Origin of the sequence: Ramlibacter tataouinensis, assembly GCF_027941915.1 — a bacterium.
In the GTDB taxonomy this organism is placed as follows: Bacteria; Pseudomonadota; Gammaproteobacteria; order Burkholderiales; family Burkholderiaceae_C; genus Ramlibacter; species Ramlibacter tataouinensis_C.
This window is the reverse complement of the sequence record NZ_CP116009.1, coordinates 2,539,490-2,561,888: the sequence shown is the minus strand read 5'-3', so window position 1 is coordinate 2,561,888 and position 22,399 is coordinate 2,539,490. Positions and strand designations below refer to the sequence as shown.

At 70.7% G+C, this 22,399-nt stretch carries 27 protein-coding genes and 1 pseudogene; 4 read left to right on the top strand and 24 right to left on the bottom strand.

Annotated elements, in window-relative coordinates:
- Positions 1 to 14 precede the first annotated feature (14 nt).
- The 9 genes from rpsE to PE066_RS11980 all read right to left on the bottom strand — a co-directional run bounded on the left by rpsE (position 15) and on the right by PE066_RS11980 (position 5,219).
- Positions 15 to 536, bottom strand: a complete 522-nt coding sequence (gene rpsE, locus PE066_RS12020; RefSeq protein WP_271232777.1) for a 30S ribosomal protein S5 — start codon at positions 534 to 536, stop codon at positions 15 to 17.
- Positions 537 to 554: 18 nt separating this feature from the next.
- Entirely contained in the window at positions 555 to 920 is a 366-nt protein-coding gene (gene rplR, locus PE066_RS12015; protein ID WP_271232776.1) for a 50S ribosomal protein L18, read from the bottom strand.
- A gap of 10 nt (positions 921 to 930) precedes the next feature.
- The gene (gene rplF / locus PE066_RS12010) at positions 931 to 1,464 is read right to left on the bottom strand and encodes a 50S ribosomal protein L6 (protein WP_271232775.1); all 534 of its coding nucleotides are present in this window, start codon (positions 1,462 to 1,464) and stop codon (positions 931 to 933) included.
- Between the two features lie 16 nt (positions 1,465 to 1,480).
- Positions 1,481 to 1,876, bottom strand: coding sequence for a 30S ribosomal protein S8 (rpsH, locus tag PE066_RS12005; protein WP_271232774.1), 396 nt, complete (start codon positions 1,874 to 1,876; stop codon positions 1,481 to 1,483).
- Between the two features lie 20 nt (positions 1,877 to 1,896).
- The gene (gene rpsN / locus PE066_RS12000) at positions 1,897 to 2,202 is read right to left on the bottom strand and encodes a 30S ribosomal protein S14 (RefSeq protein ID WP_271232773.1); all 306 of its coding nucleotides are present in this window, start codon (positions 2,200 to 2,202) and stop codon (positions 1,897 to 1,899) included.
- 9 nt (positions 2,203 to 2,211) lie between these two features.
- Positions 2,212 to 2,751, bottom strand: coding sequence for a 50S ribosomal protein L5 (gene rplE, locus PE066_RS11995; protein ID WP_271232772.1), 540 nt, complete (start codon positions 2,749 to 2,751; stop codon positions 2,212 to 2,214).
- A gap of 2 nt (positions 2,752 to 2,753) precedes the next feature.
- Complete coding sequence (rplX, locus tag PE066_RS11990) at positions 2,754 to 3,071, bottom strand: 50S ribosomal protein L24 (RefSeq protein WP_271232771.1); 318 nt, start codon at positions 3,069 to 3,071, stop codon at positions 2,754 to 2,756.
- Between the two features lie 12 nt (positions 3,072 to 3,083).
- Positions 3,084 to 3,452, bottom strand: a complete 369-nt coding sequence (rplN, locus tag PE066_RS11985; protein WP_271232770.1) for a 50S ribosomal protein L14 — start codon at positions 3,450 to 3,452, stop codon at positions 3,084 to 3,086.
- Positions 3,453 to 3,593: 141 nt separating this feature from the next.
- Entirely contained in the window at positions 3,594 to 5,219 is a 1,626-nt protein-coding gene (locus tag PE066_RS11980) for a glycerol-3-phosphate dehydrogenase/oxidase (protein ID WP_271232769.1), read from the bottom strand.
- Between the two features lie 62 nt (positions 5,220 to 5,281).
- Here PE066_RS11980 and proC point away from each other — a divergent pair, with 62 nt between their 5' ends.
- Positions 5,282 to 6,106, top strand: a complete 825-nt coding sequence (proC, locus tag PE066_RS11975; RefSeq protein WP_271232768.1) for a pyrroline-5-carboxylate reductase — start codon at positions 5,282 to 5,284, stop codon at positions 6,104 to 6,106.
- 6 nt (positions 6,107 to 6,112) lie between these two features.
- Here proC and ubiA read toward each other — a convergent pair whose 3' ends face one another.
- From ubiA to recG, 4 genes and pseudogenes are all read right to left on the bottom strand, one after another.
- On the bottom strand, positions 6,113 to 6,976 hold the full coding sequence (ubiA, locus tag PE066_RS11970; protein WP_271232767.1) for a 4-hydroxybenzoate octaprenyltransferase: 864 nt from the start codon (positions 6,974 to 6,976) through the stop codon (positions 6,113 to 6,115).
- Positions 6,973 to 7,308, bottom strand: a pseudogene (locus tag PE066_RS11965) (Dyp-type peroxidase); the annotation flags it as partial. The gene ubiA and the pseudogene PE066_RS11965, both read right to left, overlap by 4 nt.
- 147 nt (positions 7,309 to 7,455) lie before the next feature.
- Positions 7,456 to 8,409 carry a hydrogen peroxide-inducible genes activator gene (locus tag PE066_RS11960; RefSeq protein WP_271232766.1) on the bottom strand — a complete coding sequence of 318 codons (954 nt, stop codon included), beginning with the start codon at positions 8,407 to 8,409 and terminating at the stop codon, positions 7,456 to 7,458.
- Positions 8,410 to 8,432: 23 nt separating this feature from the next.
- Positions 8,433 to 10,553 carry an ATP-dependent DNA helicase RecG gene (recG, locus tag PE066_RS11955; protein ID WP_271232765.1) on the bottom strand — a complete coding sequence of 707 codons (2,121 nt, stop codon included), beginning with the start codon at positions 10,551 to 10,553 and terminating at the stop codon, positions 8,433 to 8,435.
- A gap of 48 nt (positions 10,554 to 10,601) precedes the next feature.
- Here recG and queA point away from each other — a divergent pair, with 48 nt between their 5' ends.
- Together queA and tgt are read left to right on the top strand one after the other, a co-directional pair.
- Positions 10,602 to 11,630 carry a tRNA preQ1(34) S-adenosylmethionine ribosyltransferase-isomerase QueA gene (gene queA, locus PE066_RS11950; protein WP_271232764.1) on the top strand — a complete coding sequence of 343 codons (1,029 nt, stop codon included), beginning with the start codon at positions 10,602 to 10,604 and terminating at the stop codon, positions 11,628 to 11,630.
- 13 nt (positions 11,631 to 11,643) lie between these two features.
- Positions 11,644 to 12,804 carry a tRNA guanosine(34) transglycosylase Tgt gene (tgt, locus tag PE066_RS11945; protein ID WP_271232763.1) on the top strand — a complete coding sequence of 387 codons (1,161 nt, stop codon included), beginning with the start codon at positions 11,644 to 11,646 and terminating at the stop codon, positions 12,802 to 12,804.
- A gap of 21 nt (positions 12,805 to 12,825) precedes the next feature.
- On the opposite strand, the gene PE066_RS11940 is transcribed toward tgt, so the two are convergent.
- The 6 genes from PE066_RS11940 to PE066_RS11915 form a co-directional block, all read right to left on the bottom strand.
- Positions 12,826 to 13,893 carry a serine endopeptidase gene (locus tag PE066_RS11940; RefSeq protein WP_271232762.1) on the bottom strand — a complete coding sequence of 356 codons (1,068 nt, stop codon included), beginning with the start codon at positions 13,891 to 13,893 and terminating at the stop codon, positions 12,826 to 12,828.
- A gap of 9 nt (positions 13,894 to 13,902) precedes the next feature.
- Entirely contained in the window at positions 13,903 to 14,727 is an 825-nt protein-coding gene (locus PE066_RS11935) for a DUF2145 domain-containing protein (protein WP_271232761.1), read from the bottom strand.
- Positions 14,724 to 15,167 (bottom strand): hypothetical protein, encoded by a 444-nt coding sequence (locus PE066_RS11930; RefSeq protein WP_271232760.1) that lies wholly within the window; start codon positions 15,165 to 15,167, stop codon positions 14,724 to 14,726. Before PE066_RS11930 ends, PE066_RS11935 begins: the two co-directional genes overlap by 4 nt.
- Positions 15,168 to 15,198: 31 nt before the next feature.
- Positions 15,199 to 15,660: a YiaA/YiaB family inner membrane protein gene (locus PE066_RS11925; protein ID WP_271232759.1), complete on the bottom strand. Its 462-nt coding sequence runs from the start codon at positions 15,658 to 15,660 to the stop codon at positions 15,199 to 15,201.
- A gap of 141 nt (positions 15,661 to 15,801) precedes the next feature.
- The gene (locus PE066_RS11920; protein ID WP_271232758.1) at positions 15,802 to 17,742 is read right to left on the bottom strand and encodes an MFS transporter; all 1,941 of its coding nucleotides are present in this window, start codon (positions 17,740 to 17,742) and stop codon (positions 15,802 to 15,804) included.
- Positions 17,743 to 17,759: 17 nt separating this feature from the next.
- A complete protein-coding gene (locus tag PE066_RS11915; RefSeq protein ID WP_271232757.1) occupies positions 17,760 to 17,942 on the bottom strand; it encodes a hypothetical protein in 183 nt (60 codons plus the stop codon).
- Positions 17,943 to 18,060: 118 nt separating this feature from the next.
- Here PE066_RS11915 and PE066_RS11910 point away from each other — a divergent pair, with 118 nt between their 5' ends.
- Positions 18,061 to 18,792: a helix-turn-helix domain-containing protein gene (locus tag PE066_RS11910; protein ID WP_271232756.1), complete on the top strand. Its 732-nt coding sequence runs from the start codon at positions 18,061 to 18,063 to the stop codon at positions 18,790 to 18,792.
- A 7-nt stretch (positions 18,793 to 18,799) separates the two neighbouring features.
- Here the strand turns inward: PE066_RS11910 and PE066_RS11905 are convergent, their stop codons facing one another.
- From PE066_RS11905 to PE066_RS11885, 5 genes are all read right to left on the bottom strand, one after another.
- Complete coding sequence (locus tag PE066_RS11905; protein ID WP_271232755.1) at positions 18,800 to 20,059, bottom strand: FIST signal transduction protein; 1,260 nt, start codon at positions 20,057 to 20,059, stop codon at positions 18,800 to 18,802.
- Positions 20,060 to 20,073: 14 nt separating this feature from the next.
- A complete protein-coding gene (locus PE066_RS11900) occupies positions 20,074 to 20,796 on the bottom strand; it encodes a PhaM family polyhydroxyalkanoate granule multifunctional regulatory protein (RefSeq protein ID WP_271232754.1) in 723 nt (240 codons plus the stop codon).
- 91 nt (positions 20,797 to 20,887) lie between these two features.
- Positions 20,888 to 21,382 carry a copper chaperone PCu(A)C gene (locus PE066_RS11895; RefSeq protein ID WP_271232753.1) on the bottom strand — a complete coding sequence of 165 codons (495 nt, stop codon included), beginning with the start codon at positions 21,380 to 21,382 and terminating at the stop codon, positions 20,888 to 20,890.
- Positions 21,383 to 21,401: 19 nt separating this feature from the next.
- The gene (locus PE066_RS11890) at positions 21,402 to 21,857 is read right to left on the bottom strand and encodes a YcnI family copper-binding membrane protein (RefSeq protein ID WP_336298422.1); all 456 of its coding nucleotides are present in this window, start codon (positions 21,855 to 21,857) and stop codon (positions 21,402 to 21,404) included.
- 158 nt (positions 21,858 to 22,015) lie between these two features.
- The gene (locus tag PE066_RS11885; protein WP_271232752.1) at positions 22,016 to 22,369 is read right to left on the bottom strand and encodes a DUF2946 domain-containing protein; all 354 of its coding nucleotides are present in this window, start codon (positions 22,367 to 22,369) and stop codon (positions 22,016 to 22,018) included.
- Positions 22,370 to 22,399: the final 30 nt, after the last annotated feature.

The following is a 22,399-nucleotide window of genomic DNA, read 5'->3' as shown; positions in this document are numbered from 1 at the left end:
CTCGTGTCCTCGCTTCAGGCCGCGAACAGGTCTTCCACCGACTTGCCGCGCTTGGCCGCCACCTCCGAGGGGGTGGTGGAGTTCTTCAGCGCGTCCAGGGTGGCGCGGACCATGTTGTAGGGGTTGGTCGAACCGTGGCTCTTGGCCACGATGTCGGTGATGCCCATGACTTCGAACACCGCGCGCATCGGGCCGCCGGCGATGATGCCGGTTCCCTTGGGGGCGGGTGCCATCATCACGTGCGCGGCGCCATGGTGGCCGACCACGTTGTGGTGCAGGGTGCCGTTCTTGAGCGACACCTTGGTCATGTTGCGGCGGGCCTCTTCCATCGCCTTCTGCACGGCAGCGGGCACTTCCTTGGACTTGCCCTTGCCCATGCCGACGCGGCCGTCGCCGTCGCCGACCACGGTCAGGGCGGCGAAACCGAGGATCCGGCCGCCCTTGACGACCTTGGTGACGCGGTTGACCGCGATCATCTTCTCGCGCAGGCCGTCTTCCGGACCGTCAGCTTGCGTTCTCGCTTGAATTCTTGCCATGTCTCTGATCCGTGTCCGTTAGAACTGCAGGCCCGCTTCGCGCGCGGCGTCGGCCAGCGCCTTGACGCGGCCGTGGTAGGCGAAGCCGGCGCGGTCGAATGCCACCTTCTCGACGCCGGCCGCCTTGGCGCGCTCGGCGATCAGCTGGCCCACGCGCTGCGCAGCGGCGGTGTTGCCACCCTTGCCGGCGGCGCCGAGCTCCTTGCGCAGGTCGGCCTGGGCCGTCGAGGCGCTGGCCAGCACCTTGCTGCCGTCGTCGGAGATGACGCTGGCGTAGATGTGCAGGTTCGTGCGGTTGACCGTCAGCCGCGCAACGCCCTGGGTGGCGATGCGGATGCGGGTCTGGCGGGCCCGGCGAAGACGCTGTTCCTTTTTGTTCAACATCGTTCGCTCCTTACTTCTTCTTGGTTTCCTTGATCGCGACCTTCTCGTCCGCATAGCGGATGCCCTTGCCCTTGTAGGGCTCGGGCGGACGGATGGCACGGATCTCGGCGGCTACCTGGCCGACGCGCTGGCGGTCGGCGCCCTTGACCACGATCTCGGTCGGGCCCGGCGTCGCCACCGTGATGCCCGCCGGCATGTCCTTGTTGACCGCGTGCGAAAAGCCCACGTTCAGGTTCAGGCGCGCGCCCTGGGCCGCGGCCTTGAAGCCGACGCCGACCAGGTTCAGCTTGCGCTCGAAGCCCTTGGTCACGCCGACCACCATGTTGTTGACGAGCTGGCGCATGGTGCCGCTCATGGCATTGGCCTCGCGCGATTCGTCGGCCGGCACGAAGGTCAGCTTGCCGCCTTCGTTGTTCACCTTGACCAGCGCATTGGCGGCGAGCGAGAGCTGACCGCCCGCACCCTTGACGCTGATCTGGTCTTCCTTGATCTGCACGTCGACGCCCTGCGGGACGGCGACCGGCATCTTGGCTACTCGGGACATCTGTCTTTCCCTCCCTTTACGCCACGTAGCACAGCACTTCGCCGCCGACGCCGGTGGCACGTGCCTTGCGGTCGGTCATCACGCCCTTGGGCGTGGTGACGATCGCCACGCCCAGGCCGTTCATGACCTGGGGGATGGCATCGCGGCCCTTGTACACGCGCAGGCCGGGGCGGCTGACGCGCTCGATGCGCTCGATCACCGGACGGCCGGCGTAGTACTTCAGCGCGATCTCGAGCTGGCTCTTGTTGCCGTCCTTCTTGACCTCGAAGCCGTCGATGTAGCCCTCGTCCTTGAGGACCTGGGCGATCGCGACCTTCAGGTTGGAGGCAGGCACGCTCACCGACGGCTTGGCCACCATCTGCGCGTTGCGGATGCGGGTCAGCAGGTCGGCGATGGGATCACTCATGCTCATGTCTTGTCACTCCTCGCCGTTTACCAGCTGGCCTTGATCACGCCGGGGATGTCGCCGGAAAACGCCATCTCGCGGATCTTGTTGCGGGCCAGGCCGAACTGGCGGAACGTGCCGCGCGGGCGGCCGGTGATTTCGCAGCGGTTGCGCTGGCGCGTGGGGTTCGCGTTGCGCGGCAGCTTCTGCAGCGCCAGCCGGGCGGCGGCGCGCTCTTCGTCGCTGCGCTTGGCATCGCCGGCGATCGCCTTCAGTTCCGCATGCTTCTTGGCGTACTGGGCGACCAGTTTGTCGCGCTTGAGTTCGCGTTGGATCAAAGCTGTCTTGGCCATGCTGCGCCTTCAGTTCTTGAACGGGAAACGGAAGCCCGCGAGCAGCGCCTTGCACTCTTCGTCGGTCTTGGCCGTGGTCGTGATGCTGATGTTCAGGCCGCGCAGGGCATCGACCTTGTCGTACTCGATCTCGGGGAAGATGATCTGTTCCTTGACCCCGATGTTGTAGTTGCCGCGGCCGTCGAAGGCGCGGCCGGAGATGCCGCGGAAGTCGCGCACGCGCGGCAGCGCGACGGTGACGAAGCGGTCGAGGAACTCGTACATCTTCACGCCGCGCAGGGTGACCATGCAACCGATGGCCTGGCCTTCGCGGATCTTGAAGCCGGCGATGGCCTTCTTGGCCTTGGTCACCACGGGCTTCTGGCCGGCGATCTTGGTCAGGTCGCCGACGGCGTTGTCCATCACCTTCTTGTCGGCCACGGCCTCGCTCACGCCCATGTTCAGCGTGATCTTGGTCAGGCGCGGAACCTCCATCGGCGACTTGTAGCCGAACTTGGCGGTCAGCTCGGAGACCACCTTTTCGCGGTAATGCTGTTGCAGTCGTGCCATGGTCATGCCACCTTGATTTCTTCGCCGCTGGACTTGAACACGCGCACGCGCTTGTCGCCCTCGACCTTGATGCCCACCCGGTCGGCCTTGCCGGTGGCGGGGTTGTAGATCGCCACGTTGGACTGGTGGATCGGCATGGCCTTCTCGACGATGCCGCCGGTGGTGCCCGCCATGGGGTTGGGCTTGGTGTGCTTCTTCACCAGGTTGATGCCCTCGACCACCACGCGCTGGTCGTCCTTGCGCAGCACGACCTTGCCGCGCTTGCCCTTGTCACGCCCAGCCAGGACGATGACCTCGTCGCCTTTGCGGATCTTGTTCACTTTGCGTTCCCCTTACAGGACCTCGGGGGCCAGCGACACGATCTTCATGAACTTCTCGGTGCGCAGCTCGCGCGTCACCGGGCCGAAGATGCGGGTGCCGATCGGCTCCAGCTTGTTGTTGAGCAGCACGGCGGCGTTGCCGTCGAACTTGATCAGCGAGCCGTCGCCGCGGCGGATGCCCTTGGCCGTGCGCACCACGACGGCGCTGTAGACCTCGCCCTTCTTGACGCGGCCGCGCGGCGCAGCTTCCTTGACGCTGACTTTGATGATGTCGCCCACGCTGGCGTAGCGACGCTTGGAGCCACCGAGCACCTTGATGCACAGGACGGATTTCGCGCCCGTGTTGTCGGCGACTTCGAGCCGGGATTCAGTCTGGATCATTTGTATGTTTCCCAACTTGTCCCCGATGCCCGGCACATGCCGGGCGATCAGGTCAGTCTTGGGCCTGTCGTCCCCGGCCGGCTGGCGCCGCCCGGATCCGCTGTAGGCTGAAAGCTCGCCCAAAAATAGGCGAGCCCGCGATTATGCCCTATTCGCAGGCATTGTCAAACCAGCGGCGATACCGGCACCGCCCAGGCCGGCCGGCGCTGCCGGCAGGTAGCTGGCAGCCAGCGCGCTGAAGGCGTCCTGCTGCGGGTCGGCGCCGGTTTCCTCGCGCAGCAGCCGCGCCACCGCCGGCGCCAGCCGCCCGGCCAGCGCCGCGTCCAGGAACAGCAGCCGCGAGCGCCGCGCCAGCACGTCTTCCACCGTGCGGGCGTACTCGTGGCGGGCCGCGAAGCGGACCATGGCCTCGGTCAGGCCACCGCCCAACTCGACATCCGCGCCCGGCAGCGCCTGCACGGCGGCGGCCTCGGAGCCATACAGATGCAGGCCCGGCGGCTCGCACAGCGGCACCGCGGGGCGCCCGCCCAGGTCGCCCCCGAGCAAGACCAAGTTGGTGGTCACTCCGGCTGCAGACCTGGCCAGCAAACCCGCCTCAAAACAGCGCTCCAGCACGTCCTCGGCCATGGCCCGGTAGGTCGTCCACTTGCCGCCGGTCACGGTGACCAGGCCGGAAGCACCGACCAGCACGGTGTGTTCGCGGCTCAGCGCCTTGGTCGGCCCGGCCTCCGCGTCGTCGGGTTTGACGAGCGGGCGCAGCCCGACCCAGATGCTGCGCACATCGGCCAGGGTCGGCGCCCGGGCCAGGTAGCGGCCGGCCTCGCCCAGGATGAACTCCAGCTCCTGCGGGAACGGGCGCGGCTCGCGCGCCAGGTCGCTGCGCGGGGTGTCGGTGGTGCCCAGGATCACCTTGCCCAGCCAGGGCACGCCGAACAGCACCCGGCCGTCGGCCGTCTTGGGGACCATCAGGGCATGGCGGCCGGGCAGGAAGGCGCGATCGACCACCACGTGCACGCCCTGGCTGGGCGCCACGATCGGCCGCACCGGGCGGCCGATCGCCTGGGCATCCTGCTGGCGCAGCTCGTCGACCCAGACGCCGGCGGCGTTGATCACGCAGCGGGCGCGCACCTCGAACGCGCGGCCGGTCTCGCGGTCCTCGCAGCGCAGGCCGCTGGCGCGGCCACCCTCGTGCAGGATCTGCGTGACGGCGCAGTGGTTCACCAGCAGGGCGCCGCGGGCCGCCGCGGTGCGCGCCAGCGCCAGCGCCAGCCGGGCGTCGTCGAACTGGCCGTCCCAGTACTCGACCCCGCCCTTGAGGCCCCAGGCGCGGGCGGTCGGCAGGGCCTGCAGCGTGCCGGCCCGGCTGAGGAAGCGGGTCGGCGCCAGTCCGGCCTTGCCGGCCAGCGCGTCGTACAGCTTCAGGCCGGCGCCGTAGAAGGGCGTCTCCCACAGCCGGTACGAGGGCATGACGAAGGCCAGTGGCTGCGCCAGGTGGGGCGCGTTGTGCAGCAGCACGCTGCGCTCGTGCAGCGCCTCGCGCACCAGCGGCACGTTGCCCTGCGCCAGGTAGCGCACCCCGCCGTGCACCAGCTTGGTGGCGCGCGACGAGGTGCCGCCGGCGAAATCGTGCGACTCCAGCAGCACCACCGAAAAGCCGCGTGCCGCCGCGTCCAGCGCCACGCCCAGCCCGGTAGCCCCTCCCCCGACGATGGCCAGGTCCCACACCGCCGGGCTGGCCAGACGGGCCAGCAGATCCTCTCGCTTCATCGGGGGCGATTGTCTCGCAGCACGACCGTGTCCACCGTCCGGGCCCACTTAGACTTGGCGCCATGGCACTCCAGGACACGCAGATCGCCTTCATCGGGGGCGGCAACATGGCCAGCGCGATCATCGGCGGGCTGCTCCGGCAGGGGCTGCCCGCCGCCAACGTGCAGGTGGTCGAGCCCTGGGAGAAGGCCCGGGCGCGGCTGGCGCGCGAGCTGGGCGTGCAGGCCGATGCGGCTGCCGGGCCGGCACTGGCCCGCGCCCGGCTGCTGGTCTGGGCGGTCAAGCCGCAGGCCTTCCACGAGGCGGCGCAGCCGGTGGCCGCCCACGCCGGCGGGGCTCTGCACATCAGCGTGGCCGCCGGCATTCGCTCGGACAGCATCGCCCGCTGGCTGGCCAGCGAGCGGGTGGTGCGCTGCATGCCCAACACGCCGGCGCTGGTCGGCCGCGGCATGACGGCGCTGTTCGCCCGCCCGGCCGTGAGCGGCGCCGACCGCGCGCTCGCCGAGCAGGTGCTGGCGCCCACCGGCGCCACGCTGTGGGTCGAGGAGGAAGTGCAGCTGGACGCCGTGACGGCGCTGTCCGGCTCCGGCCCGGCCTACGTCTTCTATTTCATCGAGGCGATGGCGATGGCGGGCGAGCAGATGGGGCTGCCGCCGGCCCAGGCGCTGCAGCTGGCGATCGGCACCTTCACCGGCGCCGCCGAGCTGGCCCGCGCGTCCAGCGATCCGCCGCAGGTGCTGCGCGAGCGGGTCACCTCCAAGGGCGGCACCACCTACGCGGCGCTCACGTCGATGGAGCAGGCCGGGGTGGCCCGGCACTTCATCGAGGCCATGCAGGCCGCTCGCCGGCGCGCCGCCGAACTCGGCGACGAATTCGGCCGCGGCTGACGGCCGCTACTTCAGCGCATAGCCGCCGGCGATGCCGGCGAACACCGCGAAGCCGACCCAGTGGTTCAGGCGAAAGGCCTGGAAGCAGCCCTCTCGCGTGCGATCGCGGATCAGGCGCCAATGCCACAGGGCCTGGGCCAGCGCGGCGGCGATGCCCAGCCAGAACGGCCAGCCCAGCCCGCGCGGCGCCAGCGCCAGCAGCCAGAGCGCCAGGTAGGCGCCATAGCAGGCCATCACCACCGCCACGTCGGCGCGGCCCAGCGTGATGGCCGAGGTCTTGATGCCGATGCGCAGGTCGTCGTCGCGATCGACCATCGCGTACTCGGTGTCGTAGGCCAGCACCCAGAACAGGTTGCCCAGCAGCAGCACCCAGGCCAGCAGCGGCACGCGCGACTGCACCGCCGCGAACGCCATCGGGATGCCGAAGCTGAAGGCCACCCCCAGCACCGCCTGCGGCATCGACACCACCCGCTTGGCATAGGGATAGAGCAGGGCGACCGCCAGCGCGGCGAACGACCAGGCGATGGCGGCGGCGTTGGTGGTCAGCACCAGCGCGAACGCCGCCAGCGCCAGCACCGCGCCGACCGCCAGCGCCTGCTTCACCCCGATGCGCCCGGCCGTGACCGGCCGCTGGGCGGTGCGCTTGACGTGGCGGTCGAACTCGCGGTCGGCCACGTCGTTGAGGCAGCAGCCGGCGCTGCGCATCAGGACGGTGCCCAGCGTGAACACCGCCAGCAGGTGCCAGCCGGGAAAGCCGTGCGCCGCCACCCACAGCGCGCTGAGCGTGGGCCACAGCAGCAGCAGCCAGCCGGCCGGGCGGTCCCAGCGGATCAGGTCGAGCCAGAGCGCGAGCCGCGCCGGCATGCTCATTCGAACCCGAGCCGGCTCAGGTCGAGCCGGCCGCCGCGCATCGGCGGGCACCAGAAGTAGGCCCCGGTCACCGGCTTCGAGATTGCGAACAGGCCATCGACGATGCCGTCGTCCTGGCCGGCCATGCGGCGCATCTGGGCCTCGAAGGGGCCGTGCGAATGGCCGAAGGCCACGAACATCAGGCCGGCCTGGGTGCCGGCCAGCCAGGGCATGGAGCGGCGCAGCACGAAGGCGGGCGGATCGAAGTCCTCCTGCGCGGTGCGCTTGACGTGGGCCGAGACCGGCGAGTCGTCGATCTCCTCGTTGTCGGCCAGGCGCCGGCCGAAGTGGTCCTTGATCGCCCGGGCCGGCTGCTGCTCGCCGGCGATGTTGAACAGCACGTAGCGGGCCAGCGGCGGGATGCCGTCCAGGATGCCCGGCTGGTAGAGCTCAGGGGTGGGTTGCATGTCGATCGTTCGGATTCGGAAGGCGCGCCCGGCTCAGGACAGCCGCTTGACGCCCGGCAGCTCGCACGCATAGATCGCGTTGCGCAGCGCGGCGATGGCCTCGTAGCGGGTGAAGCTGCGCCGCCAGGCCAGCACCACGCGCCGGCTGGGCGGCTCGCCCTCGAACGGGATGTAGCGCACGAAAGCCTGGTCGTCCTTGCGCCGGCGCGGCTTGGGATCGAGCGCCTCGCGCGGCACCGACAGGCGCGGCACCAGGGTCACGCCCATGCCGGCCGCCACCATGTGCTTGATGGTCTCCAGCGAGGAGCCCTCGAAGCTCTTGCGGATGCCCTCGGCGTCGCTGGAAAAGCGCGCGAACTCGGGGCAGACCTCCAGCACGTGGTCGCGGAAGCAGTGGCCGGTGCCCAGCAGCAGCATGGTCTCGCTCTTGAGCTCCTGGGCGTTGATGGCCTTGTGCTGCGCCAGCGGGTGGGTGGCCGGCACGGCGGCGTAGAACGGCTCGTCGTACAGCGGCGCCAGCGCCAGCCCGGTGTCGGGAAAGGGTTCGGCCATGATGGCGCAGTCGATCTCGCCGGTGCGCAGCATCTCCAGCAGCTTGACCGTGAAGTTCTCCTGCAGCATCAGCGGCATCTGCGGCGTGCGGTCGATCGCATGGCGCACCAGCTCGGGCAGCAGGTACGGCGCGATGGTGTAGATCACGCCCAGCCTGAGGGGCCCGGCCAGCGGGTCCTTGCCGCGCTTGGCGATCTCCTTGATCGCGGCGGCCTGCTCCAGCACGCTCTGCGCCTGGCGCACGATCTCCTCGCCCAGCGGCGTGACGCTGACCTCGTTGGCGCTGCGCTCGAAGATCTTGACCTCCAGCTCGTCCTCGAGCTTCTTGACCGCCACCGACAGCGTGGGTTGCGAGACGAAGCAGGCTTCGGCGGCCTTGCCGAAGTGCTTTTCGCGCGCCACGGCGACGATGTATTTGAGTTCGGTCAGGGTCATGCGGTCGTTCGCGTTCTTCGGGATCAGGCCTTGAGGTACTCGGATTTTCCCCCCAACCACCGCTGGACGTGCCGGTCGGCCTGTTCGGGGAAGCGGTCCAGCATCTGCGGCGCCAGCGCGCGCGCCGCCTGCAGCAGCCCGGTGTCGCTGGCGAGGTCGGCGAACCGCAGCAGCGGCGCGCCCGACTGGCGCGCCCCCAGGAACTCGCCGGGGCCGCGGATCTCCAGGTCGCGCCGCGCGATCTCGAAGCCGTCGCCGGTCTCGGCCATCGCCTTCAGGCGCGCCCGTGCGGTCTCGCCCAGCCGGCCATTGTCACCGGCCGAATACAGCAGCACGCAGGCCGACGCCGCCGCGCCGCGGCCGACCCGGCCGCGCAGCTGGTGCAGTTGCGACAGCCCGAAGCGCTCGGCATGCTCGATCACCATCAGCGAGGCATTGGGCACGTCCACCCCGACTTCGATCACGGTGGTGGCCACCAGCACGCCCATGCGCCCGCCGGCGAACAGCGCCATCACCGCCTTCTTCTCGGCAGCCGGCATGCGCGAGTGCAGCAGGCCGACCTGCACGCCGGGCAGCGCCGCGGCCAGCTCCTCGTGGGTGGCGGTCGCGTTGCGCAGGTCCAGCGCCTCGCTTTCCTCGATCAGCGGGCAGACCCAATAGACCTGCCGGCCCTGGTCCACTTGCGCGCGGATGCGCTCGATGACCTCCTCGCGCCGGCTGTCGGCCACCACTTTGGTGACCACCGGGGTGCGCCCCGGCGGCAGCTCGTCGATGGTGGAGACGTCCAGGTCCGCGTAGTAGCTCATCGCCAGCGTGCGCGGGATGGGCGTGGCGGACATCATCAGCAGGTGGGGCTCGAGCGGGCCCGGCGACTCCGGCGCTTCATTGGCGCCTTCCCCGTCGTGCGCGCCACCGCTCCCGGAACCGGCCTTTCCCCGTAGTGCCAGCCGCTGCTCCACGCCGAAGCGGTGCTGCTCGTCGATGATGGCCAGCCCCAGTGCGCGGAATTGCACCTGCTCCTGGATCACCGCGTGGGTGCCCACCACCAGCGCGGCTTCGCCGCTGGCCAGCGCATCCAGCATGGCGCCGCGCTCCTTCTTGCGCTGGCCGCCGGTCAGCCAGGCGACGCTGCGGCCCAGCGGCGCCAGCAAGGGCTCGAGCCAGCCGACCAGCTTGCGGAAGTGCTGCTCGGCCAGGATCTCGGTCGGCGCCATCAGCGCGCACTGCCAGCCGGCATCGATGGCGATCGCCGCCGCCAGCGCCGCCACCACCGTCTTGCCGGACCCGACGTCGCCCTGCAGCAGGCGGTGCATCGGCACCGGCCGGGCGAGGTCGGCCGCGATCTCCTCGCCGACGCGGCGCTGCGCCGCCGTCAGCGCGAACGGCAGCGCCGCCAGCAACTGCTCGTGCAGCCCGCCCGGGCGCGTGCGCAGCACCGGCGCGCGCAGGCGGTCCCGCTCCCGCTTGCTGTGCAGTTGCGACAGTTGCTGGGCCAGCAGCTCCTCCGCCTTCAGCCGCTGCCAGGCCGGGTGGCTGCGGTCTTCCAGCGCGGCCAGCGGCGTGTCGGGACCGGGGTGGTGCAGGAACGCCAGCGCCTCGCGCAGCGTCCAGGCCGGCTGCAGGCCGAACTGCGGCAGCAGCGGCGCGGGAACCGTCTCGGACAGGTCGGCCCGGGCCAGTCCCGACACGACGGCCTTGCGCAGGTAGGCTTGCGGCAGCGCTGCCGTGGTGGGGTAGACCGGCGTCAGCGCCTGCGGCAACTCGCCGCCCGCCGGCTTGCACACCGGGTGGACCATCTGCCGGCCGAACAGGCCGCCCTTGATCTCGCCGCGCGCCAGGATGCGGTTGCCGACCGCCAGCGCCTTCTGCTGCGAGGGATAGAAGGAGAAGAAGCGCAGCACGCAGGCGCCGGTGCCGTCGTCAATCGTCACCACCAGTTGCCGGCGCGGGCGGTACGCCACGTGGTTGTCGGTCACCGTGCCCTCGACCTGCACCGTGTCGCCATCGCGGGCGTCGCGCAGCGCGACGATGCGCGTCTCGTCCTCGTAGCGATAGGGCAGGTGCAGCGCCAGGTCGATGTCGCGCGACAGTCCCATCTTCACGAGGGCGTTCTGCGGCGCGGACAGGGCCTGTGCAGTGGACATGGGACAATTCTGCCTTCACCTTCGAACGGGTCCGTCCGGCCCTCGAGCATGCGCGCATACACCCTGGGCGACTTCGATTTCGCCCTGCCCCCCGAACTGATCGCCCAGCAACCGGCGGCCGAACGCAGCGGCTCGCGGCTGCTCGATGGCCGCCACCTGCCGCCGGCCGACCGCGTGTTCCGCGAGCTGCCGGCGCTGCTGACGCCGGGCGACCTGCTGGTGTTCAACGACACGCGGGTGATCAAGGCCCGCCTGTTCGGCGAAAAGTCCACCGGCGGGCGGGTCGAGCTGCTGGTCGAGCGCGTGCTGCGCGGCCGCGAGGCGGTGGTGCACATGCGGGCCAGCAAGAAGCCGCCGGTGGGCGCGACGCTGGCGATGGAAGGCGGCTACAGCGCGACCCTGCTCCGGCGCTGGCCCGACGCCGATGGTCCGCTGTTCCGCTTCGCCTTCAGCGACGAGCCGTTCGCGCTGATGGAGCGCCACGGCCACGTGCCGCTGCCGCCGTACATCGAGCACGCCGACACGCCGCACGATGCCGAGCGCTACCAGACGGTGTTCGCGCGCTCGCCCGGCGCCATCGCGGCGCCCACGGCCGCTTTGCACTTCGACGACGCGGTGCTGGCCAGCCTGGACGCCTGCGGCGTGCGCCGCGCCAGCCTGACCCTGCACGTGGGCGCCGGCACCTTCCAGCCGGTGCGCACCGACAACATCGCCGAGCACCGCATGCACAGCGAGTGGTACGAGGTCCCGGCGGCCACGCAGGAGGCGATCGCGCGCACCCGGCTGGCCGGCGGGCGCATCGTCGCGGTCGGCACCACCACCGTGCGCACGCTGGAGAGCTGGGCCCTGAGCGGCCGGGCCGAAGGCGACACCGACATCTTCATCACGCCGGGCTTCCGCTTCCGGCTGGTCGACCTGATGGTCACCAACTTCCACCTGCCCAAGTCGACGCTGATGATGCTGGTGGCCGCCTTCGCCGGCCACGAACACGTGATGGCGCTGTACCGGCATGCGGTCGAGCAGCGCTACCGCTTCTTCAGCTACGGCGACGCCATGCTCCTGGAACGCCGACGCTGAACCTCACACACGAATGCTGCAATTCGAAATCCTCGCCACCGAAGGCCGCGCCCGGCGCGGCCGCCTGACCCTCAACCACGGCGTGGTGCAGACGCCGATCTTCATGCCGGTGGGCACCTACGGCACGGTCAAGGGCGTGACCCCGCGCTCGCTGGAAGAGATGGGCGCGCAGATCATCCTGGGCAACACCTTCCACCTGTGGATGCGCCCCGGGCTGGACGTGCTGGCGCAGTTCGGCGGCCTGCACCGCTTCGAGGGTTGGGAGCGGCCGATCCTGACCGACTCCGGCGGCTTCCAGGTCTGGAGCCTGGGCGAGATGCGCAAGATCAGCGAGGAGGGCGTGAAGTTCGCCTCGCCGGTCAACGGCGACCGCCTGTTCCTCACCCCCGAGGTGTCGATGCAGGTGCAGACCGCGCTGAACAGCGACATCGTCATGCAGTTCGACGAGTGCACGCCGTACGAGACCAAGGGCCACCTCACCACCGAGGCCGAGGCGCGCTTTTCGATGGAACTGTCGCGCCGTTGGGCGGTGCGCTGCCAGGCCGAGTTCGCCCGGCTGGAGAACCCGAACGCGCTGTTCGGCATCGTGCAGGGCGGCATGTTCGAGCACCTGCGCGAGGAATCGCTGGCCGCGCTGGTCGAGATGGACTTTCCCGGCTACGCCATCGGCGGCGTCAGCGTGGGCGAGCCCAAGGAGGACATGCAGCGCATCGTCGCCCACACGCCGCACCGGCTGCCGGCGCACAAGCCGCGCTACCTGATGGGCGTGGGCACGCCGGAGGACCTGGTGGACGGCGTGGCCAACGGGGTGGACCTGTTCGACTGCGTGATGCCGACCCGCAACGCGCGCAACGGCCACCTGTTCACCCGCTTCGGCGACCTGAAGATCCGCAACGCGCGCCATCGCAGCGACGAGCGACCGCTGGACGAGACCTGCAGCTGCTACACCTGCCGCGGCCAAGCGCGCCCCGACGGCAGCGTGAGCGGCGGCTTCTCGCGCGCCTACCTGCACCACCTGGAGCGCTGCGGCGAGATGCTGGCGCCGATGCTGGCCAGCATCCACAACCTGCACTACTACCTGAACCTGATGCGCGAGGTCCGCGAGGCGCTGGAGGCGCAGCGCTTCGCCGACTTCGCGCGGCGCTTCCGCGAGGACCGCGCCCGCGGCGTCTGACGCGCCCGGCCGGCGCCGGGTTCAGGCGCCTTCGGTCACCAGCCGGGTGAAGCCGGGCGCCGCGCCGCTGCCGCAGGCGTGGCAGAAGCGGGCGAAGGCATTCTTGCGCGTGGCGCAGTTCCCGCAGCGGTCGAACAGGCCGATGCCGCAGTGCGGGCAGAAGTCGATCTTCTCGTTCTTCAGGTCCACCGGCCGCTCGCAGCCCGGGCACACGCCCTTGGCCAGGCGCGCCAGCGCGGTGTCGTAGGGCAGCTCCTCGCGCCGCTCGGCGTCGGGTTTCTGCTCCGCCGCCTTCTGCCGCTGCAGGTAGCGGTCCAGCGCCAGGATCGCCTGCCGGCCCGCCAGCACGGTGATGACGATGCCCACCGCATAGCGCACATAGCCGCCGTAGCTGGGCAGGTAGGGCACCAGCTCGACGAAGAAGGTGAACAGGGCGAACAGGATGAAACCCCACACGAACGGCCAGTACGTGCCCTTGCGCTTGTGGCGGAACAGCCAGCCGGCGACCACCAGCAGCGGCAGGGTGAGCGCCAGCCGGTACAGGAACACGCGCAACTCCACCTTGCGCTGCTCGGCCGACAGCCGCTGGCCGGCCTCCTGCTGCATCTCCGTCAACGCCAGCCGCGAGCGCTCCTGCCGCTGGCGCGCGTCCAGCACAGCCTGGTCCTGCTGCTCCACGGCCGCCTGTGCGCTGCGCTCGGTTTGCTTCAGCGCATCGAGCTGGCGGGTGCGCGCCAGCAGCTCGGGATCCTGCTCCGCCAACTGGGTGGCACGCCGCGTCGCCAGCCAGTTGTTGAAGGTCTCGCGTGCACTGTTCGAATCGGCCCGCGCCACCTGCAGCTTGAGGCGGGCCTGCTCCAGCGCCGACTGGGCGTCGCGCTGGGCCCGCTCGCCGGCCTTGATGTCGGCGCGCAGGCGGTCGGCCGCGGCACGGTCCAGGAAGTCGTCGAGCGCGAGCCGCTGCTCCACCTTGGGCAGGTCGCCGACGATGGTGCCGCCCAGCCCGGTCAGGAAGCCGGCGAACACGACCGCCACCAGCCAAAGGCCGCGGCGGAACCATTTCTCGGACAGGCGCAGGGCTTTGCCCATGGGGTCTCCTCAATCCAGTTGCAGGGTCCGGGGTGCCGCACCCAGTCCGGCGCGCGGCAACCAGGCGAACACGGAATCGGCCGTCACGGTTTCGATGCGGTCGGAAAAGCGCTTCGCGTCCGGATGATCGTCGAAGGCGATGTTGGCGGCCGTCATGCGGCCGCCCAGGCGGGTCAGCGGCCCCAGCTTCAGGACCGTCGGCTGGTAGCCCTGCGCCGCCAGCCAGGCCTGCGCCTGCGCGCGGCCGGACACGGCTTGCGGCTGCGCCAGCGCCAGCGTCTCGATGGCCCACTGGTTGGACTGCTGGTAGCGGCTGCCCCAGGCGTAGCTGACCATGCTGTACGGCTTGTGGTGCAGCGCCGCCAACCGTGCATCGTCGCGCAGCACCGGCAGCAGCCCCGCCTGCAGCGCCGGCGGCAACGGCGACCAGGCGGCCTGCTGGCGCCACAAATCATCCAGGAAGAACTCGCCGAGGCCCTGGCGATAGAGCGCGCCGTCGGCGGTTCCGCAGTGATTGAGCTTGTGCACCACGCGCCAGACGGGACGTGCTGGCGTCGCCTCCCGATAGGCGAACCCCAGGTGCGACCAGCGCAACCCGTACTTCGACAGGTCCTGGCCGGCGCGGGCCAGCACCACCACCTGCAGGCCGGTGCGTTCGTGCTCGGCCTCCAGGACCTGGCGCGTGCGTTCGGCGAGTTCGAGTCCGCGCTCGAGCGCCTGGGGCGTCAGCTTGCGCGTCTCGCAGGAGCGGCCGGCGTGGGCGGCGGTGCCGGCCAGCAGCAGGAACGCGACCAGCGCCGCCAATGCGCCTCGCAACAGGGGTGCGGTCCTCACGGGGTGATCCGCTCGTTGTGCAACAGCGCCTGGCCGATCGCGTTCGGGATGAAGGCGATGGCCTCGCCGGCAGCCGACAGGATCACGCCGCTGGCGACGACTGTCACGGTGACGGCGGTGCCGACGGCGAGCGAGGCCGTGCCGGCGGCGCGGCTGGCGACTTCGACGCTGGCGCGGGCGCCGTCCGACGCACGCTCCAGCAGGTAGACGGTGCCGCGGGCGCTGGCCTCCACGGCCTTGACCATCAGCACGGCACCGCTGGCCGACAGCGCCACCGGCATGGCAACGACAGCTCCGGCGGCTGCGCTGGCGCCCAGGGCAACCGATGCCACGGGCAGCGCCGAGACGGCACTCACCGCCGACAGGTCGTTGTGGGCCCGGGCGCCGCCAGACAGCAGCAGCCCGGCGGACATGACGAGGGCCAGGTAACGAAGCTTCATGATCGATCCTTGGTGATGCGCGGTTTTCGGTTCAGGCCGCCGGATGGCCATGGCTGGCCCGCAGGCGGGACTCCGCCAGGTCGGCCTCGTGCCGGTCGCGCAAGGTCTTGGCCAGCGTGAAGGTGCAGGTGATCAGGTAGAGCCAGCTGACCCCGAGGTAGGCCTTGTAGGTCTGGTTGATCTCCATGCGCAGCAGGCCCCAGCCGGTCAGGGCCATGGCGAGGATGAAGCCGCCCCAGACCACGAACGTGAACAGCGGGGTATCGGTGGCGCCCGCGGCCGAAAGGCGGGACTTCTCGCTGTCGCGAACGAACTTGGCCAGCACGAAGGCGGCGGAGAGGCAGAAGAAGTAGCCCATCACCATGAACGCGCGGTCCAGGTCCTTGCCCGGCAGCCAGGCGAGCCCGACGCCGCACAGGAACACGGCGAGCGCGAAGGAAATCCAGACCTGGAGCTGCCAGGCGCGGGTGTCGCGGGGAACGGAGACTTGCATGCAGACCTCTTGGAGAGGGTTGGACATGGGGCGCGAGTCTCTCCATCGCAGGCGCAGAAGTCGCCGTCCGATTGTGGGAACTGCCCCGGCGCGCCCACCGGTATCGCTTTCCGATACCGCCAGCCGCCTGCGCACCGGCCCTCAGGCGGCCAGCAGTTGCGCCACCCGGGCCTGCAGCGCGGCAGGGTGCATGGCCGCAGCGGGCAGCGGCTCGCCCACGTTCAGCCCGACCCGGCTGAACACGCCGCGGCGGAACGGCCGCACCATGGCGCGGCCCCGCTCGATGCGGCTGAAGAACGAGCCCCACAGGTGGGTCAGCGCCATCGGCACCACCGGCGGCTCCAGCCCCTCGGCGCGCGCGCGCTCCAGCACCTTCATGATCCCGGCCTTGAACGGCTGCAGGTGCCCGTCGCTGGTGATCGCACCTTCCGGAAAGATCGCCAGCAAGTCGCCTTCGCGCAGCACCTGGGCGGCCCGCTCGAAGGCGGCGGCGTACACGGCCGGGTCGTCCTTCTGCGGCGCGATCGGGATCGCCCGCGCCAGCCGGAACAGCCCGCCCAGGACCGGAAAGCGGAAGATCCGGTGGTCCATGACGAAGTAGATCGGGCGCGGGCTGGCCGCCATCAGCAGCACGGCGTCGATGAAGCTGACGTGGTTGCAGGCCAGGATTGCCGCGCCCTGCACCGGGATGTGTTCGTCGCCGCGGACCTTGAAGCGGTAGACGACGCGCGAGGCGAACCAGGCCACGAAGCGCAGCAGGTACTCGGGCACCAGCAGGAAGATGTAGAACGCCACCACCGCGTTGGCCAGCCCCACCAGCAGGAAGATCTGCGGGATGCTGGCGCCGGCCTTGAGCAACGCGCCGGCGATCAGCGCGCTGGCGATCATGAACAGCGCGTTCAGGATGTTGTTGGCGGCGATGATGCGGGCGCGGTGCGTCGGCTGCGCACGCAACTGGATCAGCGCGTACATCGGCACGCTGTACAGGCCGGCAAAGAGCGACAGCAGCGCCAGGTCGGCCATCACGCGCCAGTACTCCGGCTGCGCCAGGAAGGCGCCAAGCGACAGCGCCGGCGACGGCGGCAGGCCGCGCGAGGCGAAGTACAGGTCGACGGCAAACACGCTCATGCCGATGGCGCCGAGCGGCACCAGGCCGATCTCCACGTGCCGGCGCGACAGCACCTCGCACAGCAGCGAGCCGGCGCCGATGCCCACCGAGAAGACGACCAGCAGCAGTGAGGCGACCTGTTCGTTGCCGTGCAGCACCTCCTTGGCGAAGCTGGGGAACTGGCTGAGGAAGACTGCGCCGAAGAACCACATCCAGCTGATCCCCAGCAGGGAACGGAACACCACCACGTTCCGGCGCGCGAGCTTCAGGTTGCGCCAGGTTTCGGTGAACGGATTCCAGTTGATGGCCAGCCCGGGGTCGGTGGCCGGCGAGGCGGGGATGAACTGGGCGAAGGCCCGTCCCAGCAGCGCCAGCGCGATGCAGGACCAGCCCACCCACTGCGGCCCGACCTCCGGCACGGCGACGATCAGCCCGCCGGCCACGTTGCCCAGCAGGATGGCCACGAAGGTGCCCATCTCCACCATGCCGTTGCCGCCGGTCAGTTCGCGCTCGTTCAGGTGCTGCGGCAGGTAGGCGAACTTGACCGGTCCGAACAGTGTCGAGTGCAGTCCCATCAGGAAGGTGCATGCCAGCAGCGCTGGCACGTGGGCGGCGAAGAAGCCCCAGGCGGCCACCCCCATGATCGCCACCTCCAGCCACTTGACGAAGCGGATCAGCACCCGCTTGTCATACTTGTCGGCCAGCTGGCCGCTGGTGGCCGAGAACAGCAGGAAGGGCAGGATGAACAGCGCGCCGATCACCAGCCCGGCCAGCGCCGGCGGCAGCCAGGCCAGCTGCAGCTGGTAGGTCACCATCACGGTGAACGCGAACTTGAACAGGTTGTCGTTGGCGGCGCCCGAGAACTGGGTCCAGAAGAAGGGCGCGAAGCGCCTCTGCCGCAGCAGCGCGAACTGGTTGGGATGCCCGTGCGGGCCTGCGGCCGGCGACCCCGCGGCGACAGCGGTCGTGGTCATGGTGTCTCCTCCTCTGGTCACTCTGCATGCATCGGCAGTTGGCGCCGATTCTGCATGCCGCGCCCTACCGGGCGCCATCCCGCAATCACCGGAAGGACAGCCAACGCGGCCAGCGCCGGACCGAACACGGCCAGGGCGATCGAGGCCAGCACCGCCACCAGCAGGCGGGCTTCGCGGGGCAGGGCGGGATCAGGGGACATGCGGGCTCCTCGGTTCGAAAAGGGTGGCGCAGTCTGCTGCGGGCGCCAGGGGGGAGTGCGGGATTCCAGTTACATTGCCGCTCCATTGACCCTCCAGTATCGAAAGGCGATACCGACCATGAGCACCACGGCCGACCTCGTGCTGGCGCTGAAACAGGAGCTGAAAGCCGCGCGGCTGACCTACGCCGACCTGGCGCAGCGGCTGGGCATGGCCGAGTCCAGCGTCAAGCGCATGCTGGCCAGGGGCGACATGTCGCTGTCGCGGGTGGACGCGGTGTGCCGCGCGCTCAAGCTGGATTTCGCCGAGCTGGCGCGCCGCGTGGCCGACGCCCAGCCGCTGCTCAAGGAGCTCACCCAGGAGCAGGAGCGGGCGGTGGTGGCCGACAAGAAGCTGCTGCTGGTGGCGATCTGCGTGCTGAGCCAATGGACGCTGGAGCAGATCACCGGCAGCTACCGCCTGGGCGAAGCCGAGTGCATCAAGTACCTGGTCCAGCTCGATCGCATCGGCATCATCGAGCTGCGCCCGCTCAACCGCTACCGGCTCAAGCTCGCCAAGGCCTTCCGCTGGCGCCCGCACGGGCCGGTGATGACGTACTTCCGCGAGCACGCGGTGCTGGACTATTTCGCCGGCGGCTTCGACGGCGCGGGCGAAGGGGTGCTGCTGGTGCACGGCTCGGTGAGCCGCTCGATCGCGCCCTCGTTCGTGGACCGCATGCAGCGGCTGGCGCAGGACTTCGCCCAGCAGCACCAGGCCGACCAGAAGCTGGCGGAGAAGGACCGCGAGGGCTACACGCTGGTGCTGGCGATGCGCAGCTGGGAATTCGAGGCCTTCGCCCGGCTGCGGCGCTGAGCGGACTTCAGCGGAACACCGTCAGCACGCCGGTGTAGCCGTACAGGTGGTGGCGCGCGATCTCGCCGCCGGCGAAGAAGCCCACCAGCGGCACGTCGCCGAGCGCGTGCCGCACGATCTGCAGCTCGGCGCTGGGGCCGCCGAAATGCGGGCCGCCGCGGCCGGCGCAACTGACATAGACGGCGCCGGCGATGCGCCGCGCCGGGTTGGGCGCGGCCTGCGCCTCCGGTGCCGCCAGCGCGGCGGCCACGGTCTGCGGCATCTCCTCGGGCTCCAGCTCCTCGCGGATCTCGGCGCAGATGCGCATCAGGTCGGCGCGCGCCGCCGGCGCGTTGCGGTTGCAGAACGCCATGCGCATGCCCGGCTCGACCCGGCTGGCCACGGCCACGCCGCGCCGGCCCGGGTCCAGGCCGATGATGTGGCGCACCTCGACGTCGGTGCCGAACGTGCCGCCGCGCGCCATCACGTCGCCGCCGGGCGCCGTCAGGCCGACCAGCGTGGCGCGCAGCCGGGCGATCGCGGCCTCGGGCCGGTCCAGGGAGATCTGCGCCTCCTGCAGCAGCACGTCCAGCGCCGGCTCGCCGTCCAGCGACAGCAGCACGTTGTCCTCGGCGGCGATGACCCGCCGCTCGCGGCCGAGCGGCTGGCAACCCTGGGTGACGCGCGAGACGAGTTGGACGCCCTCGCCGAAGGCCACGCCCGACAGGCCGCCGCGGAACACGCCGCCGGCCTTGCCCTGGCCCCGGATGTTGCCGTTGCCGCCGACGGCGAACTGCACCGTGTCGCCGCGGCTGGCCGCCAGCCCGCCGAACAGGTAGCCGGTGGCGGTGCGCTCGGCCATCTCGGCCACCAGCTCGCCCAGCTCGGGAGTGGAGGCATCGGCATGCACCAGCGCGGTGTGTGGCTCGAAGCCCATGCCCTCGACCGTGCCGAGCGGCGCCACGCCGGAGAACACCCGGTACTGGTGCGGCGGCACGGCGCACAGCATGACCGCCAGGGCCGGCTCGTCGAAGTACTCGACGTTGCTGGAGGCGATGCCCACGCCCACGGTGCCCGACCAGTCGGTCACTTCCGGCAACTCGGCCGAGAGGTGGTCGAGGATGTCCTGCGCCTGCGCGGCGTAGTGGTCGGTGATGTACAGCAGCCCCAGCGTGGGCGCGGCGGCGTACTCGGGCAGCGCCATCTGGGCGCGCAACTGCGCCAGCACCAGCCCGGCCGCCATCGGCCATTGCGGGTGGGTGGCATGCGCGAAGGGGAACAGCTTCATCGCGCGACAGTCCTTCAGCGGCTGGGGGTTCGCTTGCGGGCCGCGGCCTGGCGTCCCTTGGCAGCCGTGCCGGCCGGCTTGCGGGCGGCCTTCTTCGCCGCGCCGGCCCCGGGCGTGGCCGCGCGCACCACCTCGCCGGCCGACTTGAAGGCATCCTTGGCCATGCCGGCGGCCATGTGGCGGGCCGCATCGACGGCGGTGTTGCGGCTGGCATCCTTCAGCGCGTCGGCCGCGATCTGCTGGAACTGCTGGGTCAGCGCACCCCACCACTGCAGCGGATCGACCACGCCGTTGCCGGCCTTGGCGGCGGCCTTGCCGCCGGTCTTGCGCCCGGGCGCGGCGCGCGCCACGCCCGAGACGGTGCCGGCGGCACCGGCCGCCGTCTCGGTGACCTTCTGCACCCCGCCCAGCACCGTGTCGGCGGCCTTGAGCTTGAACGCATTGGCCACGTCGCCCATGTTGAAGTTCATGCCCTTGAGCGTCGCCAGGGTCATCTTCTGCACCTCCAACGCCTGGATGGTGGCGGCCAGCGCCTTGGAGTTCTGGTCCAGCCAGAAGTGCACCGCCTTGAGCTCGTCGATGCGCTTGTCCAGCTCCTCGACGTTGAGCGTGGGCGCGACCCAGTTGCCCAGGTTGGGCATCTGCGGAATCGCCTGGCCGGCGCCCCGGGCCAGGTTCTGCAGGAAATCGAACCCGGGAACGAACTTGCCGAAGCCCAGGGGGTCTTGCTCGCTCATGGCTGCCGCCTTTCGTGTGGGAATGCGGCAGCTTAGAGCATTGCGACAGGAAAAGCCGTCGGCGCGGCAAAAGGCGCCGACGGCTTGCCGATCAGTGCTTCCTGTGCCCGTGCGCGTCGGCAGCGCCGGCCTCGCGCGGCGGCGTCGCCGACACCGGTACCTGCAGCTGCAGTTCGCGCGGCTCGCCCGCGGCGGTCTTGAAGCTCAGGGTCAGCGGGATGCTGGTGTTCACGGCCAGGGGCGCCTTGAGCTCCTGCAGCATCAGGTGGTAGCCGCCCGGCTTGAGCTGGACTGGCTGGCCGGGCTTGAGCTCCAGGCTGGCGATCGGGCGCATGCGCATCACCTCGCCTTCCATCTTCATCTCGTGCACTTCGGCAAAGCCGGCCACGGGACTCGCAGCGCCGACCAGCGTCAGCGGCTCTTTGGCCACCAGCGTCATGAAGGCGCCGGAGGCGCGCTGGCCCTGCACGCTGGCGCGCGCCCACGGCGCCATGACGGTGACGGGGGCCGTGGCCTGGGCCCAGGCGGCGGCGGTGGAGGCAAGCGCCAGCAGGGCGCCCAGCAGGGTCCTGGAAGTCGCGTTCATCGTGGTTTCCTTTCGTGGCTCAATGGCGGTGGCCGCCACCGGCGGCCGGCAGGATTTCGAGGGCGGCGGCCGGCTGCTGCAGCTCGGACGCCGGCTGCCCGGGCTGCAGCACCTGCGTCCAGTCGGTGCGTCCCTGCTCGCACACCTGGCTCACCGGCCAGTGCAGGGTGCCGGCCTGGGCCGGCAGTTGCGCGACCAGCACGAACTCGTCGTACTGGTCGGACGGCAGCGCGTCGGCCGGCGTGCGCGCGGTCCAGGTGATGCGCGCCACGCGGTCGGTGAGCGTGCGTCCGTGCGACGACACCGGCTTGGCCAGCGGCGCGCGCTCGACCGCCACGGTCCAGCCCGGCTTGGGCATGGGCCGTGCGCCGGACACGCCGTCCGGGATCGCCACGCTCAACTGGCGGGTGGCGGAGGGGCCGCAGCCATGGCCGACCTTGAAGGTGGCCTTGTAGCTGCTGGCGGCCGGGGCCACGGGGTACTCCAGCGAAATGTGCGCGAGAGCGGGAAGCGCGCAGCCAAGGGCAGCGGCCCCCGAGCTGGCAAGAAGCATTCTCTTCATGGTGATCGGCCCTTGCGGCCGCCTGGAAAACGGAACGGGCCGGCGCGCGCAGAACGCGGCCGGAGCAGGGTTCAGGCCAGGCGGGCCGGCGGGCCGCGGGCCGGCAGCGGCGCCGCCGGGCGCGCAACCGGGGACCGGGCGGGGATCGACCGCTCCATCGCGCCGACCGGCGGCAGCACCGTAGCGGCTCGGATGACCGGCGGGGGCGGCGCCACGCTGGCGCACAGCGGGCAGTCGAGGGTGTGGCTGGTGGCCGGCTCACCGCCGGAATCGGCCTTGACCAGCAGCTTCATCGTGCCGCCGCTGCACACCAGCTCCAGCGCCTGCGGCTGGGCCACCGGCGAGGCGATGGCCACGCCGATGGCCAGCGCGAACCAGGCCAGCACGAGGCGGGCGAGGAAGCGGGCTTGGCGCAGGCGCTGCATGGCGGCGATTATCGATGGGTGGCCGGCCGC